Here is a 15,917-nt window from a genome sequence, read left to right on the forward strand (position 1 = left end):
AGACAACATGCCAAAACGTACTGATGTAAAGAAAATTCTAGTAATCGGATCGGGACCAATTGTAATCGGACAAGCTGCAGAGTTTGACTATGCAGGGACGCAAGCATGTCAAGCATTAAAAGAAGAAGGTTATAATGTTGTTTTAATTAACTCAAATCCAGCGACAATCATGACAGATACGACGATGGCTGACAAAGTATACATCGAACCAATTACATTCGAGTTTGTAAGTCGTATTATTCGCCAAGAGCGTCCTGATGGCTTATTAGCTACACTTGGTGGACAAACTGGTTTAAACATGGCAGTAGAGCTTGATGAGTCTGGAATTCTAGACGAATATAATATTGAATTATTAGGTACTAACTTAGGTGCTATTAAACAAGCAGAGGATAGAGATTTATTCCGTACCCTTATGAATGACTTAAATGAGCCTGTTCCTGATAGTGAAATTATAACGACTTTAGAAGGTGCGTATAAATTCGTTGAGCGAGTAGGCTACCCTATCATTGTTAGACCAGCTTATACGTTAGGTGGCACTGGTGGAGGACTTGTATATAATGAAGATGATTTAAAAGAAATCGTAGCTAGTGGTCTTAAATATAGTCCAGTAACACAGTGTTTGGTAGAGAAAAGTATTGCAGGCTTTAAAGAAGTGGAATATGAAGTAATGCGTGATGCTAAAGACCAAGCAATCGTTGTATGTAACATGGAAAACATTGACCCTGTTGGTGTACATACAGGTGATTCAATTGTTGTAGCTCCATCACAAACGTTAGCTGACCGTGAATATCAAATGTTGCGTAATTCTTCATTAAAAATTATTCGTGCTTTAGGGATTGAAGGTGGATGTAACGTTCAGTTTGCTCTAGACCCTGATAGCTATCAATATTACATTATCGAGGTTAACCCTCGAGTTAGTCGTTCATCAGCATTAGCTTCAAAAGCAACTGGTTATCCAATTGCGAAAATTGCAGCAAAAATTGCAGTTGGCTATGCACTAGATGAAATTAAAAACCCTATAACGAAAACAACATATGCTAGCTTCGAGCCAGCACTTGATTATGTAGTAAGTAAAATTCCTCGCTGGCCATTTGATAAGTTCGAAGCTGCAAATCGTTCACTAGGAACACAAATGAAGGCGACTGGAGAAGTCATGGCGATTGGCCGTAACTTAGAGGAATCGCTACTAAAAGCTGTTCGCTCTCTAGAAGCAAATGTATATCATATTGAGCAAGAAGGTTTTGATAAGCTTGAAAATGATGTCATCGATAACCGTTTAGAAAAACCAGATGATGAGCGTTTGTTTATTGTTGGTGAAGCATTACGTCGTGGTTATACAATCGAAAGAATTTGGGAATTAAGCAAAATTGATTTCTTCTTCCTTTATAAATTACAAGGAATCGTCGAGCTTGAAAAGACGTTAAAAGAGCAAGTTGGTAATATTGAAGTTCTTCAAGAAGCAAAAGAAAAAGGATTCTCAGATATCACAATTGCTAAACTATGGGGCAAAGAAGAAAAAGAAATTTATAACCTTAGAGAACAAGAAGGAGTTATGCCAGTTTACAAAATGGTTGACACATGTGCAGCAGAATTTGAATCTGCTACTCCTTATTATTATGGAACATATGAAGTTGAAAATGAATCAGTTAACTCTGATAAGAAAAGCATCCTAGTATTAGGTTCAGGTCCAATCCGTATTGGGCAAGGAATTGAGTTCGATTATGCAACGGTTCATACGGTATGGGCAATTAAAGAAGCAGGTTATGAAGCAATTATTATTAACAATAACCCAGAAACTGTTTCAACAGACTTTAGTACTTCTGATAAGCTATACTTCGAGCCTTTAACAGTTGAAGATGTTATGCATGTTGTTCGAAATGAAAATCCAGAAGGGGTTATCGTTCAATTTGGTGGACAAACAGCGATAAATCTAGCGGCAGATTTACAAGAGCGTGGAGTAAAAATCCTAGGTACAGCTCTTGAAGATATGGACCGTGCAGAAAATCGTGATAAATTTGAGAGCACACTTCAAGACCTTGGTATACCTCAACCATTAGGAAAAACAGCAACATCAGTTGACCAAGCAGTAGCAATTGCAACTGATATTGGCTATCCGGTATTAGTACGCCCTTCGTATGTACTTGGTGGACGTGCAATGGAAATTGTATATCAAGAAAGCGAACTTCTTAACTATATGGCGAACGCAGTAAAAATAAATCCAAAGCATCCAGTTTTAATTGACCGTTACTTAACTGGTAAAGAAATTGAAGTAGATGCGATTTCTGATGGTGAAAATGTGTATATCCCAGGTATCATGGAGCATATCGAACGTGCGGGAGTTCACTCAGGTGACTCAATTGCAGTGTATCCACCACAAACATTAACACAAGAAATCAAAGATTTAATAATAGAGCGTACGATTGCATTAGCAAGAGGACTAAAGATAGTGGGACTTTTGAACATTCAGTTTGTTCTTCATGACAATGAAGTTTATGTGCTTGAAGTAAACCCACGTTCAAGTCGTACTGTACCATTCTTAAGTAAAATTACAGGTGTAGCGATGGCGAACCTTGCAACAAAAGCTATCTTAGGTCAAAAACTCCCGAGCTTAGGATATGAAACTGGATATCATCCAGAAAAGAATGAAGTGTCTGTAAAAGTACCTGTATTCTCATTCGCTAAGCTAAGAAGAGTTGATATTACATTAGGACCTGAGATGAAGTCAACAGGTGAAGTAATGGGGCGTGACTACACACTTGAAAAAGCATTATACAAAGGTTTAATTGCATCAGGAATGAAGATTCCAAAGCATGGTTCCGTATTATTTACTGTAGCCGATAAAGACAAAGATGAAGCAATGGCTCTTGTACGTCGCTTCAATCGCATTGGCTATCATATTTTAGCAACAGCTGGTACAGCAAGTCTAATCCAAGAAGAAAATATCCCAGTAACAGTTGTAAATAAAATTGGTGATGTTAAACCAAATCTGTTAGACGTAATACGCCAAGGACAAGCACAATTTGTTATTAACACATTAACAAAAGGGAAACAACCTGCACGTGATGGCTTCCGCATTCGTCGTGAATCAGTTGAAAATGGCGTTGTTTGTTTAACAAGCATTGATACAGCTGAGGCGCTACTTCGTGTATTAGAACTAATTACATTTGCATCAGAAAGTATGCCAGCAATGGAATAAAGGAGGCGGACCGGATGAAGAAAGGTCTTTTAACGATTGTCCAACAAGAACAAGTCGCTGACCGGATTTTTGAAATCACGCTACAAGGTGAACTGGTAACGAAAATGGTAAACCCAGGTCAATTCGTACATGTAAAGGTGGGCAGAGGGATTGACCCTCTTCTCCGCCGTCCAATAAGTATTTGCAATGTTGACTTAGAAAAGCAATTACTTACAATGTTATATCGAGCTGATGGAAAAGGTACATCACTTCTCTCTGAACGAGTAATGGGAGAGTTAGTCGACGTAATGGGCCCACTTGGAACAGGTTTTCCAGTTGAAGAAGCGAATGAGGGAGAAACCGCACTATTAGTCGGTGGCGGAATTGGTGTTCCTCCACTGTACTACCTCTCTCAACAACTAAAGGCAAGAGGAGTGAATGTTGTCCATGTCCTTGGTTTTGCTTCATCTAAAGATGTCTTTTATGAAGAGAAGTTCGCTGAACTTGGACCAACATATGTAGCTACTGTAGATGGAAGTCATGGCACGAATGGGTTTGTTACAGATGTTATTGATAATGAAAATCTAGCCGACTTTGACATTCTATACTCTTGTGGTCCTAATCCAATGCTTAAAGCATTGGAAGCACGGTTCCATGATAGAAGAGCTTATTTATCACTTGAAGAACGAATGGGCTGTGGAATTGGTGCTTGCTTTGCCTGTGTTTGTCATTTGCAAAATGACCCAACAGGAACATCATATAAAAAAATCTGTAGTGATGGCCCAGTATTTCCAGTAGGGGAGGTTATCCTATGAGTCGTTTAGCAATTGAGTTACCAGGATTATCAATGAAAAATCCAATTATGCCTGCATCAGGTTGTTTTGGATTCGGAAAAGAGTATGCTGAGTATTTTGATTTAAGCAAATTAGGTGCGATTGCAGTAAAAGCATCAACTATAGAGCCACGTTATGGAAATCCAACTCCTCGTGTAGCGGAAACTTCTGCAGGTATGTTAAATGCAATCGGACTTCAAAATCCAGGCGTAGAGAAAATCATGGCAAATGAACTACCTTGGCTTGAAAAATACGATGTTCCAATCGTAGCGAATGTAGCTGGTTCTGAAATGGAAGATTATATAGAGGTAGCAGAAAGGGTGTCAAAAGCACCAAATGTTACGGCGTTAGAACTTAATATTTCTTGTCCGAATGTTAAAAAGGGTGGAATTGCCTTCGGCACGATGCCTGAGGTAGCAGCTGAGTTAACGAAAAAGGTAAAGGATGCTTCTTCCGTTCCTGTCTATGTGAAGCTTTCACCAAATGTATCTGATATTGTCGCTATGGCAAAAGCTGTTGAAGCTGCAGGTGCGGATGGACTATCAATGATTAACACATTACTGGGTATGAGAATTGATTTAAAAACAAGAAAGCCAATCCTAGCAAATGGGGCAGGAGGGTTATCTGGTCCCGCAATTAAACCAGTAGCCATTCGAATGATTCATCAAGTAAGCCAAGCTGTTTCGATTCCGATTATTGGAATGGGTGGGATTCAAACGGCTGAAGACGTAATTGAGTTTTTCTTAGCAGGTGCAAGTGCAGTCGCAGTAGGTACGGCAAATTTTGTAGACCCATTCATTTGTCCAACAATTATAGAGGAGCTACCAACGTTATTAGACGAAATGAAGGTAGAGCACATCTCAGAATTAACTGGAGGGAGTTGGAAAGAGTAATGAGTCAACCAGTAATTATTGCTTTAGATTTCTCAAGTGAAAAAGAGGTTACTAATTTTTTAACACCTTTCGAGGGAGAAAATTTGTATGTAAAAGTGGGAATGGAGCTTTTCTATAGCACAGGTCCAGCTTTAATTGAAAAGCTTAAGGACCGAGGGCATAATGTATTCTTAGATTTAAAGCTTCATGATATTCCTAATACTGTTAATAAAGCAATGAAGGCACTTGCTAGATTAGATATAGATATTGTTAACGTTCATGCTGCTGGAGGAAGTGCGATGATGAAGGCTGCCCGTGAAGGCTTAGAGGCTGGAACGGCTGCAGGTACTACTCGTCCGAAATTAATTGCGGTGACTCAGCTTACTAGTACCACAGAAGAAATGATGCAAAATGAACTTAGAATTCAAGGCTCTCTTGAAAGCACAGTAAAAGGATATGCTCAATTAGCAGAAGCTAGTGGGCTAGATGGAGTTGTTTGCTCTTCATTAGAAGTCCCTTTAATAAAGGAAGCATGTCAGTCATCCTTTATTACGGTAACCCCTGGAATTAGATTAGCTGGAGATGCAGTAGGAGACCAAAAACGTGTCACTACTCCTGAGCAAGCTCGTAAGCTAGGTAGCTGGGGAATTGTTGTTGGTCGTAGTATTACTGGAAGTGCCGATCCAAAGACAGCTTATGAAAAAGTACTCAGAGAATGGGAGTGTCAGTCATGAAAGAAGCAATTGCAAAGCATTTACTAGAAATTAAGGCAGTAAGCTTAAGCCCAAGTGAACCATTTACATGGAGCTCTGGAATGAAGTCGCCAATTTATTGTGATAACAGATTAACTTTGTCATATCCAGCTATTAGAAGAGAAGTAGCTTCCGGACTTGAACAGTTAATTAAAGAAAATTACTCTACTGTCGATGTTATTGCTGGAACTGCTACAGCAGGTATTCCTCATGCAGCGTGGGTTAGTGAAAGAATGGACTTGCCAATGGTGTATGTTCGTAGTAAGTCAAAGGGCCATGGTAAAGGAAACCAAATAGAAGGTGCGATCAAGTCTGGAGACAAAGTAGTCGTTGTTGAAGACTTAATTTCAACTGGTGGTAGTGTTATTACAGCAGCTGAAGCGTTACGTGAAGCTGGAGCTGAAGTAATTGGAGTTGTAGCAATCTTTACATATGGTTTAGAAAAGGGAAATACGCAGCTTGAAGAAGCAGGACTAGCATATTCAGTACTGACTGATTATGAAACATTAATCCAAGTTGCTCTTGAAAGCAACCATGTAACAGATGAAGAAGTAACGAAGCTAAAAAAATGGCGTGAAAATCCATCAACAACTGAATGGATGAATGGATAATTACGAAAAAAGGATGGGATAATAGGTCAAAATCGGACCTTTTGTTCCATCCTCTTATTAATATAGTGGGAATTCTAGTGTGAACGTTGTAGTTTTTCCGACTTCACTTGATACACTGACCTTTCCATTATGTGCTTCAATAATTTCCTTTACAATTGCTAAACCAAGCCCGTGTCCAGCCTTTTTAGAATTTCTAGCTTTGTCCACACGATAGGTCCGTTTAAATAAATGGGGTAAATGTTCAGCTTGAATGCCTTGCCCTTCGTTAGTAATATCGATAGTTAAATTATCGTGCTCAATTTTCACTTCAATTACTAATGGTTTATCGGAATCCCCATATTTTATTGCGTTTTCTATTATGTTATCCAATGCCCGGTTAAGATAGACAATATCGACTTCAATTGAAAGTGAATGAAAAGTATCTTTCAATTCTTTGTCCCAATACACTTTAACAGCAAATTTGTCTATTGGCTTCGTTTTTGTCCCCATTTCAATAAGTTCAATTATTTGTAACAAGGACTTTTTCTCTTTACGTAATATTGACTTGTTACTCTCAAGTGAACTTAATTCATGCATATCTTTAACTAATCGATTTAAGGAAAGAATTCGCTGATTCATTTTCTCTAAATACATTTTTTCTTCTTCTTTAGGGATTATGCCATCTTGAAAAGCTTCAATATACCCTGAAATCACAGTTAGCGGAGTTTTAAAATCGTGTGACAAGTTAGAGATAAGCTCAGATCTTGCCTTTTGCACCTTTTTTAACTCTTTATTTTTTTCAGTTAACTGCCTATTCGTTGTAATTAATTCTTTCGTTCGAGCTTCAACAATTTGTTCTAATTGGTAATTTAATTGGATGAGTTCATTATGTAAATGCTCTTTTTCTTCCAATCGATTTTCTAACTGATGAAGCAAATAATCAATATGGCTACTCATTGAATTGAATGAGTCTGTTAAGTGTTGGAATTCTGTGAATTTCGATTTAGTTATGATGTCGGTTGTCCCAGTACCTAGTTTACTAAAACCATAGATTAAATCGTTGATCGGCGTAGTTATGCTTGTGCGTAACATAATAGAAAGCATGATACATAAACAAAGTAAAAGAAATGACATTAAGGCAATTTGGGTAATAATTTTTGATTCGCTACCTTTGATAAACTCTGTTGTCATTACTTTAATTGGTCCTACAAGCGATTCTTTTGGAAGTACATATCCTAGGTACCAGTCAGTTGTAGGAATTACACTAGAAAGAAGGATATTATCATCCTGTAAATAAGAGATTTTAGGTAATTGCTTATTGTTAGCTAACCGATTTTTTATTTCTAAAGCCTTAAAGTGATCGATTCCATTTTCTTGTATTGCAATTAGACTGCCTTCTTTATCTACTAAAAAAGAATAGGCATTATCATCTTTGAATTTGATATTTAAGATATTATTAATGACCGTTTCAATTGTAATGTCAGCGCCTACAACACCAAGTAATGTTTCATTATCGTAAACAGGTGTAGTAGAAGAAAACATAAGCATTCGATGTGTTACGTCTAAGTATGGCTCTGTCCATATGGTTCTATTAATATCATGATTGTTAGTCAAAGCTGATTGATAGAATGGGTAATCGGTAATTGGCGTAGATGGATCGAAAAATCTTTCAGAGACTTCCCTTTCTAAATTCATTGCAGGAAAAATACGCCAAGATGAATCTGGCATAATAAAATAAATAGCTGAAATATTGTCGTTTTGCTTAAGTGATTGTTGAAATAATGGCTCTAAGTATTTGCTTCTTGATAAATTATCAAGTAATTCAACCGTTATTTCCCTCTGACCGAGCACTCCTACATTAGATGAACCTCTTTGAACAATCTGGTCCCAATAATAACCTTCTTCAGCTTTTGTTAATACTATTTCTTCAATAGGCATATATGTATCTTGATTTTGAAATATTTCCTCTGTCATTTGTTTAACCATCATAACGTTTTGTTCAACAAGCTTTAACTCTAAGTCGATATGCTGAGCTTGTCCTAAGATATTTCGTTGATACACTTCAATTAAATGTTCACTAATGGCTTCAGTTGAATTAGAGGCACTTTCATCTAAGGATGTTTTTACAAACTTCATTGAATAAGTTCCGAAAATAATGATAGGAATGATAGCAACGATTAGCATGACTACTAAAATTCTGAATGAGAATGATTTAGTAAGTACTTTCCAATTAAAATTCTTACGTATTATCTTCATTAAATTTGTAACCTACGCCTCGAATATTTAGTAAAATCTTAGGATTCTTCGGGTCTTCTTCAATTTTCTTTCGCAAATTCCCAATATGTACTTTGACAGTCTTCGTATTTAAATATTGTTCATAACCCCATATTTTTTCTAATAGATGTTCCGTACTAAATACTTGCTTTGGGTGTGCCATAAAAAAGCTTAGCAACTGAAATTCTTTTGCTGAAAGGGTCAAGGGTCTATTATGTAGCAAAGACTCGTGCTTCTTTAAATCAAGCTTTAGAGATTTTGAAATGAGAAATGAAGGTTCTTCATTTTTCATTTCTTCATTAAAAGGTTTCTTTAATAGTCTAACCCTTCTTAAATGTGCTTTCATACGTGCAATTAATTCGTTCGGACTAAACGGTTTGCTAATATAATCATCTGCTCCGATAGTTAACCCAACTATTTTATCGACCTCAGTATCTTTACAGCTCAGAAATAGAATAGGAGTTTCTGAGAATGTACGAATCGTTCGACAAACATCTAAGCCACTTACATCTGGTAAAAAGATATCAAGTATGATTAGGTCTGGCTTTTCCTCTTTTACTACTTCAATCCCTTTAAGACCTTCTTGGACTACTGTGTATGTATACCCTTCTTTCTTTAAATAAAGGCTGAGGAGTTCCCCGATTTCTTCTTCATCATCTATTACGACAATATGCTCAAATGCCATCGTGTCCTCCTAATAATCTTTTATTATCATCATATTGTATTTTTTAAAGTTAGTCTACGAAATATTCTAACTATTTACACTATCTTTACTTTATTTTTACTCTCTTAGAGATGTTATTTTACTTTGAGATTGTACGATTAGTTTTAATATTAATCTATTTACTTGGATGGAAGGGGGACATTTAATGAAACATATTAAAGGAATTAACGGTAAGGCACAAAGTTTAGAAAGAAGATTAAAAGATGGTGAGTTACGAGATGTTCAAGGTTTATCATTACCAATGGGGTGTACAACAGTATTTGATCCCGGTTGGGAAGCTGATGACAGTGGTACAGGTTTAGCTAATGCGTGTCAACCGATGGAACGAGATTTATATGGCTGCTATGGTGATTGTTGGTGGGCTGCTCAAGTACCTGATGGATTGGTGAAACATACAACTTGGCATGAAGAATGTCCAGCAGCAGTTAGAGATTGGCAGAAATTGAAATTTGTTGGAGAGTAGGTGGTATATAAATGAAGAAACAAATGAAAAGAGGGACACGTTGGGGGATTTGGTCTTTAAATTTAATTATTCTACTACTAGTATGGACAGCCTGTAGTAATCAAGATGAAGTAAAGGAAGGACCAGTTGAGGACGAGCCAGTAAATGTTGTATTAGAAACAGAGTATAGTAGTCTAATCCAAAGCTCATGTCTTACCTGTCATGCAGTAGAGAATGGTAAAGCTGAGCGCATTAGTGATATAAGGAAAACTCCTGAGGGTTGGGATTTAACCATTTCTAGAATGCAGGATGTCTGGGGACTTGATATAACACATGAAGAAAAGCGAGAAATTATAAAAGAGTTAAGTCATACAAATGGTTTGGCACCTGCAGAGATGGAAGAATCTATGTATTGGATTACTAGAGAAGGTACGACAATTGAGGATGATAGAGGTGTTTTTGCCCAATCATGTTTACAATGTCATTCGATTGGCCAACCATTAGCGCAAAGGAGAACTGATGAAGAATGGGATAAGCTAAAAGATTTTCATGTAGCCTTTAATCCAGCAATGATTTATCAGTTACGTGCAGTTGATTGGGACGAAGAAGCAGGTCGAGCGATTAAATACTTACAAGAAAATTACGGATTCCATACTAAGGAATATGAGGAGTGGCAAGGCAATAAGGTTACTCACAATCCAGCTGGTGAATGGCGCATTGTTGGGATTTCACCTACCTATGGAATGTATACAGGCACCTCTACTTTTACTGGTGAGGGTGATGACTTCCGTGAAGAGCGAACGATTGCTGTGAATGGTGAACAAATACATCACAAAGGTAATTCAATTCTTTATAGTGGCTATTCATTACGAACTAGTTTAGACGGTGAGGAAAGATTCAGAGGTTACTATAACTTTGACCGTGCAGGGAAGAAGATAACTGGTTCAAGAGTAAAAGTAGGCGATACTGGAATTTATGCTAATGAAGTTTATTATCCAATAGACAGCAATGAACTATTAGATGTTTGGCCAAAAAGTATCCAAAAGGGTATAAAAACAAAAGTTCATATTGCGGGAAGTGGTTTACCTGAAAATATTGCGCTAGAGCAAATAAAAACAAATGACATGTTACAAGTTTCGAGTATTGAGCAACAAAATGACGATTTATGGCTTGATGTTGAAATTCAAACGAATGTAACTGATTTGGTAGTGACGGAGATATCTGTTGAAGGTGTGTCTAATACAGTATCTATCACATTATTTAACGAAGTCGACTTTATTAAAGTAACTCCAGAATATGGTTTAGGACGTTATGGAGACGAGCATGGTAGAAAAAGTGTTCAATTCCAAGCGATTGCCTACTCTTTTGGTCCTGATGGTATTCAAGGAACAGAAGATGATGTTGCGCTCGGTCCAGTACAAGCAAATTGGAGTATGACAGACTATAGTTCTTGGGGGGAGGAACATCATGATGACCAGTTCATTGGTAAATTAGATGAACATACAGGTATGTTTGAACCTGCTGGTCACGGTCCAAATCCAGAAAGAGAATGGAATACGAACAATGCAGGTGGTGTAAATATTCACGCAGTTTATGTTGATCCTGTGACGGGTGAACATTTAAGTGCAGATGGGTTCTTATTATCAACAGTTCCAGACTTTGTTCCAAAAGTTTACTAATAGGAGGATATTCATGCTACAAAAAACAGTATCTACTGAGATTGTATTATCTAATGAAATTGTATTTTATGTTGATGACGAGCCCTATATTTTTCAAGGACTAAGCGGAATTATTACAGCCCTGGATGGGGTTTCAGAAGCAATTATAAAATATATGAAACGAAATAAACCAATCAATACAGGTGAAATCGTAGATGGTTTATCAACAACATTTTCAAGAGTAGATATTGAAGAAGCAATTGATGAATTAATCAAATCTAGTGTCTTATATGAACAAGGGGATAGAAAACACCCCCTTGTTCGTACAACGGATGTCCCTAATGCTACAGAGCTACCAATTGCAACATTGGTATTTCACCTAATCAATTCTTGTAATCTAGGTTGCACGTATTGCTATGCTGGTGACGGTGAATATGGTGCTCCACAAAAAGTTATGAGTCAACAAACCGCAACGGATGCAATTGATTTTCTCATCCGAGAATCAAAGCATTTAAACGATATTTCAGTCATTCTTTTCGGTGGGGAACCTTTCTTAAATTGGAAGCAGTTAAAGTATATTGTTGAATATGGAAAACAAGCTGCTGAACGAACTAATAAGAATATCAGCTTTTCATTAACAACAAATGGAACGCTTTTAAATGATGAGAGAATTGCATTTATTAAAGAGCATAATATTGGTGTTTCCGTAAGTATGGATGGTGATGAAAAAACACAAGATAAGTGGCGGCCTTTTCAAAATGGTGCAGGTTCATACAAACTAGTTAGCTCAAATGTTAGGAAGCTAGTAGCAGAAAAATCAGGGAAGCCCGTTGCGGCAAGAGTTACTTTGACTAAAGGGTTTCCGTATGTTCGTGACACGTTACATCACCTTTTTAGTTTAGGGTTTCATGAAGTAGGTTTTGCACCGGTGACTGAAACAGATGAAATGATGATGCTGGCTAGACCGGAAATGATGGATCTCCTAGATCAGTTTGAAGAGTTGGCAAATGACTTTATCGAAAGTGTGAAACAAAATGAGTACTTAGGTTTCTCGAATCTAACAAACTTACTCAGTGACTTACATCAAGGGCAAACAAAGGCTTATGGGTGTGGTGCTGGTTTAGGTTTTATGGCCGTTTCACCAGGTGGGGACTTGTATCTGTGTCATCGCTTTAATGAAGACCCTGAAGTTCAATTAGGTGATATTTATCAAGGGATAAATCGTGAATTTCAACAAAAACTCCTCAAGGACCTTCATGTTGATACAAAAACAACATGCTCACGTTGTCCTTTAAAGCATAGCTGTGCTGGGGGTTGTTATTACGAAGCAAAGGAACAACAAGGAGAAATAACTGCACCAAATCTACATTACTGTAATTGGATGCTACGCTGGACAAAGATTGGATTAGAAACATATGTACGGATTATGAAGGAAGATTCGAGTTTTATGGACCGAATGACAGGAACAAATTATTGTCAAACAAATTAGTATTTCGAAGTTAGGAGTGACAAATATGAGTGTAAGGTTAGATAGTCGAATCATCTATCCAATCTTGGTGTTTATCTTAATAGCTTCCATAGTAGGGATATATACACAAAAAGTAACATCAGCTGCTACTGAAGTTAAAGAAACCCTTTATATTAGTGGTTATGATATGACAATCGCAGTTGACCCTATAAAAATGGAAATAATTGAAGAAATTCCAATCAAAGGTCCAAATCGTGACATGACTTGGACGAAGGATGGTCAAACACTTTTTGTTAATAGCGCTGGGCGACAAGAGGTAGCCGTTGTAAATACAATCAAAAACGAAGTCGTAGATACACTTACTTTTAGTGAACCTTCAAACCAAATTACTGCAAGAATTTTTGGGATAGCAGTTGATGAAAAGGGAGAAACATTATATGCAACATTAATGAGAACAAAACGTAAGCCAGCTGAACTTGTTCCACTAGATCCTATTATTGCAGTGATGGATTTAGAGACTAAGGAAGTTGTTAAGGAAATTGATGTTCCTGTAGGTACACATGCATTACAGTTTTTAGAGGACCCTACTAAGCTAGCAGTTTGGGCAAAAGACCTCTATATGTTAGATCTTACAACAGACGAGTTAACAAAATATCATGAATTAATGCTTCCGAGTAATCCAAATGAACAAGGAATTGCAAACTATTTATATTTTTGGAATCGGGATAAAGAAAGTGCAAACTCTTTAACAGCAGGTATGTTCAAGTTTTTCCCAGATACCGAGGAAGTAACAGAAAATATCTTTATGGTTGACAGGAAAACAGCTGAAGTAACCGATATCGAACTTCCAGAACCTATTGGTTTGTTCTCTGTAGTAGTTACAAATGATAAAAAATATGCGTATGGAGGAATGAACTATATCCATAAAATTAAGCTCGATACAATGGAAATTGAGTCAATCGTTCATGAGCCAGGTACATCATATGGATATAACTTAAGTAGTGATGGACAAACGCTATATGTTTCAGGTGCTGGAGCAGATTTATCATTTATTGATACAAACTCGATGGAGTATAAGAAAATTCTAGAATTACCAACGGATACGATGGATATTCGAGTTGTTCAAGTACAACAATAGATAAGCATTCAAGGAGGTTAACATGGAACTCGTAGTTGCGATTCAATCGTTTGAAGACTTAGGGATAATTCAAACGCCATGGGGTTACGATAAATTAACAGCAATGGAACAAGAAACTAGTCAATCATTTTACAATGCATTGAATGAAACGATTGGAGAATTACAACCAAAACGAGTGTATTTTGGTTCAGAGTTCTGTCAATATCGTCTATGTGATGAGGATGAATTAATTGAAGCATTTGAAGTAACTCATCAGAACGGACTACAGTTTTCTTTTGCTGCACCATACTTACCACAAAGTGGAATGAAGTCGCTCGAGCGACTTCTTAACCACCTTGCAAATTATATCCAAGAAAATTATCCAGAGGTAGAAGTGGAAATTATCTGTAATGACTGGGGAGTATTGCACTTTATTAAGACTTATCATGGGCACATTTTTACACCTGTGTTAGGTAGATTATTGAATAAGATGATTCGAGATCCACGTGTGACCCAGCATTATAATCGTGAAGATGCACCTAAATTAGCAAACTCGCAATTTAAACAATCTAGTTATACAGTTCATTACTACCGTGATTTTGTAAAGAGTGCAGGTGTTCAACTAATCGAGTTTGATAATACGAGCCAAGGTCTAGAGCTTGAAGAAGGATTTTCAGATTTTCAAATTGCTATTCATTTTAATTATGGTTGTATTGCTACAGGGCGTACATGTTTAGTTGGTAGCTTACACGTTGAGCAATCAGAAAAATTTCGGGGGCACATTGCTTGTAAACAACAATGTCGTCAGTATACTGCTGAAATGATTAATAAACATCCAAGAATTAATTCGTTACAAAACCGTGTTTTTCAAAAAGGAAACAGCGTGTTCTTTCAACAAAATTTTGAGCAAATGAAGGAAGGTTTGCAAGTAGCTAAACAAAACAATGCCCATCGAATTATATATAGTCCAAGGCTTCCGGTTTAAAATGCGATAAGTGAGGTGAGTTTTAATGAATGTTCTAGCACCAATTAGTAGTGCAGAAGAAGTAGAAATGCTTGCTGAAAATGGAGCAGAAGAATTTTATTGTGGAGTTCTTCCTACAGAATGGATCAAAAAATTTTCAGCTGGTGTTTGGATGAATCGCCGTAACCCTCAAGCTAGTCTACCTTCTTATGAAGAATTTGCTTTATTAGTAGAACGATCACAAAAATATAGTATTCCAGTTTTTATCGCATTAAACGCACCTTATTATACACAAGACCAGATCCCGAGTATTTTAGAGATGGTTAAAGAAACACAGTCGTTAGGAGCAGGAGCTTTTATTGTTAGTGATATTGGATTAATGAAAGCGATCAAAGACCATGTCCCTAATGCTCAAATTCATGTAAGTAGCTTAGCTACACCAATAAATAAACATAGTGTTCATATGTTTAAAGAGCTTGGTGCTAATCGAATTGTTTTTCCAAGAAGCTTACATTTAGATGAGATCGCTGAGATTATTGATGCCGGTGGAAAAGAGATAGAATATGAGGTTTTTATCCTGAATGATGGTTGTATTTATGAAGAAGGTAATTGTTTTACGACTCATAATCAAGTTGGTGCTTTTTGTTCAACTGAAAATTGGGATTTTGAATGGCAACCTTCAAATGGAGATAAAACATTCTCTTCTTTAGAAACAGTTAAACTAGAACAACATATTAAGGATTACAGAGAATTTGTTTGGTATACAAATAGCTGTGGTTGTACATTGTCAGATCAGGGGTTACCACTTGGACCGTGTGGTTTGTGTGCTTTACCCAGCTTAGCAAAAATCGGAGTGAACTCTCTGAAAATTGTTGGTAGAGAAACATCACCATATCGAAAATTAGCAAGTGTCCAATTGGTTTCTGAAATTGTTCGTTCAGTCAGAGAGGGCGTAGAAGAAAAAAGTGTAAAAGAAAAAGCGATTCGCATTCGTAAAACACCGGATAAATGTGCTTCTGGATATATGTGCTACTACAAATAGAGGGGG

At 37.0% G+C, this 15,917-nt stretch carries 13 protein-coding genes; 11 read left to right on the plus strand and 2 right to left on the minus strand.

Annotated features, from left to right (window positions below; translation table 11 throughout):
- Positions 1 to 7: 7 nt before the first annotated feature.
- Genes carB through pyrE form a run of 5 tightly spaced genes read left to right on the plus strand, consistent with a single transcriptional unit; the run spans position 8 to position 6,243 of the window.
- The gene (gene carB / locus CD003_RS02375; RefSeq protein WP_096199287.1) at positions 8 to 3,196 is read left to right on the plus strand and encodes a carbamoyl-phosphate synthase large subunit; all 3,189 of its coding nucleotides are present in this window, start codon (positions 8 to 10) and stop codon (positions 3,194 to 3,196) included.
- A gap of 14 nt (positions 3,197 to 3,210) precedes the next feature.
- Positions 3,211 to 3,990, plus strand: coding sequence for a dihydroorotate dehydrogenase electron transfer subunit (locus CD003_RS02380; RefSeq protein ID WP_096199288.1), 780 nt, complete (start codon positions 3,211 to 3,213; stop codon positions 3,988 to 3,990).
- Positions 3,987 to 4,901: a dihydroorotate dehydrogenase gene (locus tag CD003_RS02385; protein WP_096199289.1), complete on the plus strand. Its 915-nt coding sequence runs from the start codon at positions 3,987 to 3,989 to the stop codon at positions 4,899 to 4,901. Before CD003_RS02380 ends, CD003_RS02385 begins: the two co-directional genes overlap by 4 nt.
- Positions 4,901 to 5,614, plus strand: a complete 714-nt coding sequence (gene pyrF / locus CD003_RS02390; RefSeq protein WP_096199290.1) for an orotidine-5'-phosphate decarboxylase — start codon at positions 4,901 to 4,903, stop codon at positions 5,612 to 5,614. The genes CD003_RS02385 and pyrF overlap by 1 nt, the downstream gene beginning before the upstream one ends.
- Positions 5,611 to 6,243: an orotate phosphoribosyltransferase gene (pyrE, locus tag CD003_RS02395; protein ID WP_096199291.1), complete on the plus strand. Its 633-nt coding sequence runs from the start codon at positions 5,611 to 5,613 to the stop codon at positions 6,241 to 6,243. The genes pyrF and pyrE overlap by 4 nt, the downstream gene beginning before the upstream one ends.
- Before the next feature lie 57 nt (positions 6,244 to 6,300).
- Here the strand turns inward: pyrE and CD003_RS02400 are convergent, their stop codons facing one another.
- Both CD003_RS02400 and CD003_RS02405 read right to left on the minus strand, forming a co-directional pair.
- The gene (locus tag CD003_RS02400; RefSeq protein ID WP_096199292.1) at positions 6,301 to 8,478 is read right to left on the minus strand and encodes an ATP-binding protein; all 2,178 of its coding nucleotides are present in this window, start codon (positions 8,476 to 8,478) and stop codon (positions 6,301 to 6,303) included.
- Complete coding sequence (locus tag CD003_RS02405) at positions 8,462 to 9,181, minus strand: response regulator transcription factor (protein WP_096199293.1); 720 nt, start codon at positions 9,179 to 9,181, stop codon at positions 8,462 to 8,464. Before CD003_RS02405 ends, CD003_RS02400 begins: the two co-directional genes overlap by 17 nt.
- Positions 9,182 to 9,365: 184 nt before the next feature.
- On the opposite strand from CD003_RS02405, the gene qhpC reads away from it, so the two are divergent.
- The 6 genes from qhpC to CD003_RS02435 are packed head-to-tail and all read left to right on the plus strand — an operon-like array spanning position 9,366 to position 15,911.
- Positions 9,366 to 9,683 (plus strand): quinohemoprotein amine dehydrogenase subunit gamma, encoded by a 318-nt coding sequence (gene qhpC, locus CD003_RS02410; protein ID WP_096199294.1) that lies wholly within the window; start codon positions 9,366 to 9,368, stop codon positions 9,681 to 9,683.
- An 11-nt stretch (positions 9,684 to 9,694) separates the two neighbouring features.
- Positions 9,695 to 11,341 (plus strand): quinohemoprotein amine dehydrogenase subunit alpha, encoded by a 1,647-nt coding sequence (gene peaA / locus CD003_RS02415; protein ID WP_096199295.1) that lies wholly within the window; start codon positions 9,695 to 9,697, stop codon positions 11,339 to 11,341.
- A gap of 13 nt (positions 11,342 to 11,354) precedes the next feature.
- The gene (locus CD003_RS02420) at positions 11,355 to 12,809 is read left to right on the plus strand and encodes a radical SAM/SPASM domain-containing protein (RefSeq protein WP_096199296.1); all 1,455 of its coding nucleotides are present in this window, start codon (positions 11,355 to 11,357) and stop codon (positions 12,807 to 12,809) included.
- 25 nt (positions 12,810 to 12,834) lie between these two features.
- The gene (locus tag CD003_RS02425; RefSeq protein ID WP_096199297.1) at positions 12,835 to 13,926 is read left to right on the plus strand and encodes a YncE family protein; all 1,092 of its coding nucleotides are present in this window, start codon (positions 12,835 to 12,837) and stop codon (positions 13,924 to 13,926) included.
- 22 nt (positions 13,927 to 13,948) lie between these two features.
- Positions 13,949 to 14,890 carry a hypothetical protein gene (locus CD003_RS02430; protein ID WP_096199298.1) on the plus strand — a complete coding sequence of 314 codons (942 nt, stop codon included), beginning with the start codon at positions 13,949 to 13,951 and terminating at the stop codon, positions 14,888 to 14,890.
- Between the two features lie 25 nt (positions 14,891 to 14,915).
- A complete protein-coding gene (locus CD003_RS02435; protein ID WP_096199299.1) occupies positions 14,916 to 15,911 on the plus strand; it encodes a U32 family peptidase in 996 nt (331 codons plus the stop codon).
- Positions 15,912 to 15,917 lie beyond the last annotated feature (6 nt).

It is taken from the genome of Bacillus sp. FJAT-45350 (assembly GCF_002335805.1).
Classification (GTDB): domain Bacteria; phylum Bacillota; class Bacilli; order Bacillales; family NISU01; genus FJAT-45350.

What these genes read in the sequence shown, in the direction of transcription:
- CD003_RS02430 (WP_096199298.1), top strand. Translation starts at nt 13,949, where the DNA reads ATGGAACTCGTAGTTGCGATTCAATCGTTTGAAGACTTAGGGATAATT.
- qhpC (WP_096199294.1), top strand. Translation starts at nt 9,366, where the DNA reads ATGAAACATATTAAAGGAATTAACGGTAAGGCACAAAGTTTAGAAAGA.
- carB (WP_096199287.1), top strand. Translation starts at nt 8, where the DNA reads ATGCCAAAACGTACTGATGTAAAGAAAATTCTAGTAATCGGATCGGGA.
- CD003_RS02420 (WP_096199296.1), top strand. Translation starts at nt 11,355, where the DNA reads ATGCTACAAAAAACAGTATCTACTGAGATTGTATTATCTAATGAAATT.
- CD003_RS02405 (WP_096199293.1), bottom strand. Translation starts at nt 9,181, where the DNA reads ATGGCATTTGAGCATATTGTCGTAATAGATGATGAAGAAGAAATCGGG.
- pyrE (WP_096199291.1), top strand. Translation starts at nt 5,611, where the DNA reads ATGAAAGAAGCAATTGCAAAGCATTTACTAGAAATTAAGGCAGTAAGC.
- CD003_RS02400 (WP_096199292.1), bottom strand. Translation starts at nt 8,478, where the DNA reads ATGAAGATAATACGTAAGAATTTTAATTGGAAAGTACTTACTAAATCA.
- pyrF (WP_096199290.1), top strand. Translation starts at nt 4,901, where the DNA reads ATGAGTCAACCAGTAATTATTGCTTTAGATTTCTCAAGTGAAAAAGAG.
- CD003_RS02425 (WP_096199297.1), top strand. Translation starts at nt 12,835, where the DNA reads ATGAGTGTAAGGTTAGATAGTCGAATCATCTATCCAATCTTGGTGTTT.
- peaA (WP_096199295.1), top strand. Translation starts at nt 9,695, where the DNA reads ATGAAGAAACAAATGAAAAGAGGGACACGTTGGGGGATTTGGTCTTTA.
- CD003_RS02435 (WP_096199299.1), top strand. Translation starts at nt 14,916, where the DNA reads ATGAATGTTCTAGCACCAATTAGTAGTGCAGAAGAAGTAGAAATGCTT.
- CD003_RS02380 (WP_096199288.1), top strand. Translation starts at nt 3,211, where the DNA reads ATGAAGAAAGGTCTTTTAACGATTGTCCAACAAGAACAAGTCGCTGAC.
- CD003_RS02385 (WP_096199289.1), top strand. Translation starts at nt 3,987, where the DNA reads ATGAGTCGTTTAGCAATTGAGTTACCAGGATTATCAATGAAAAATCCA.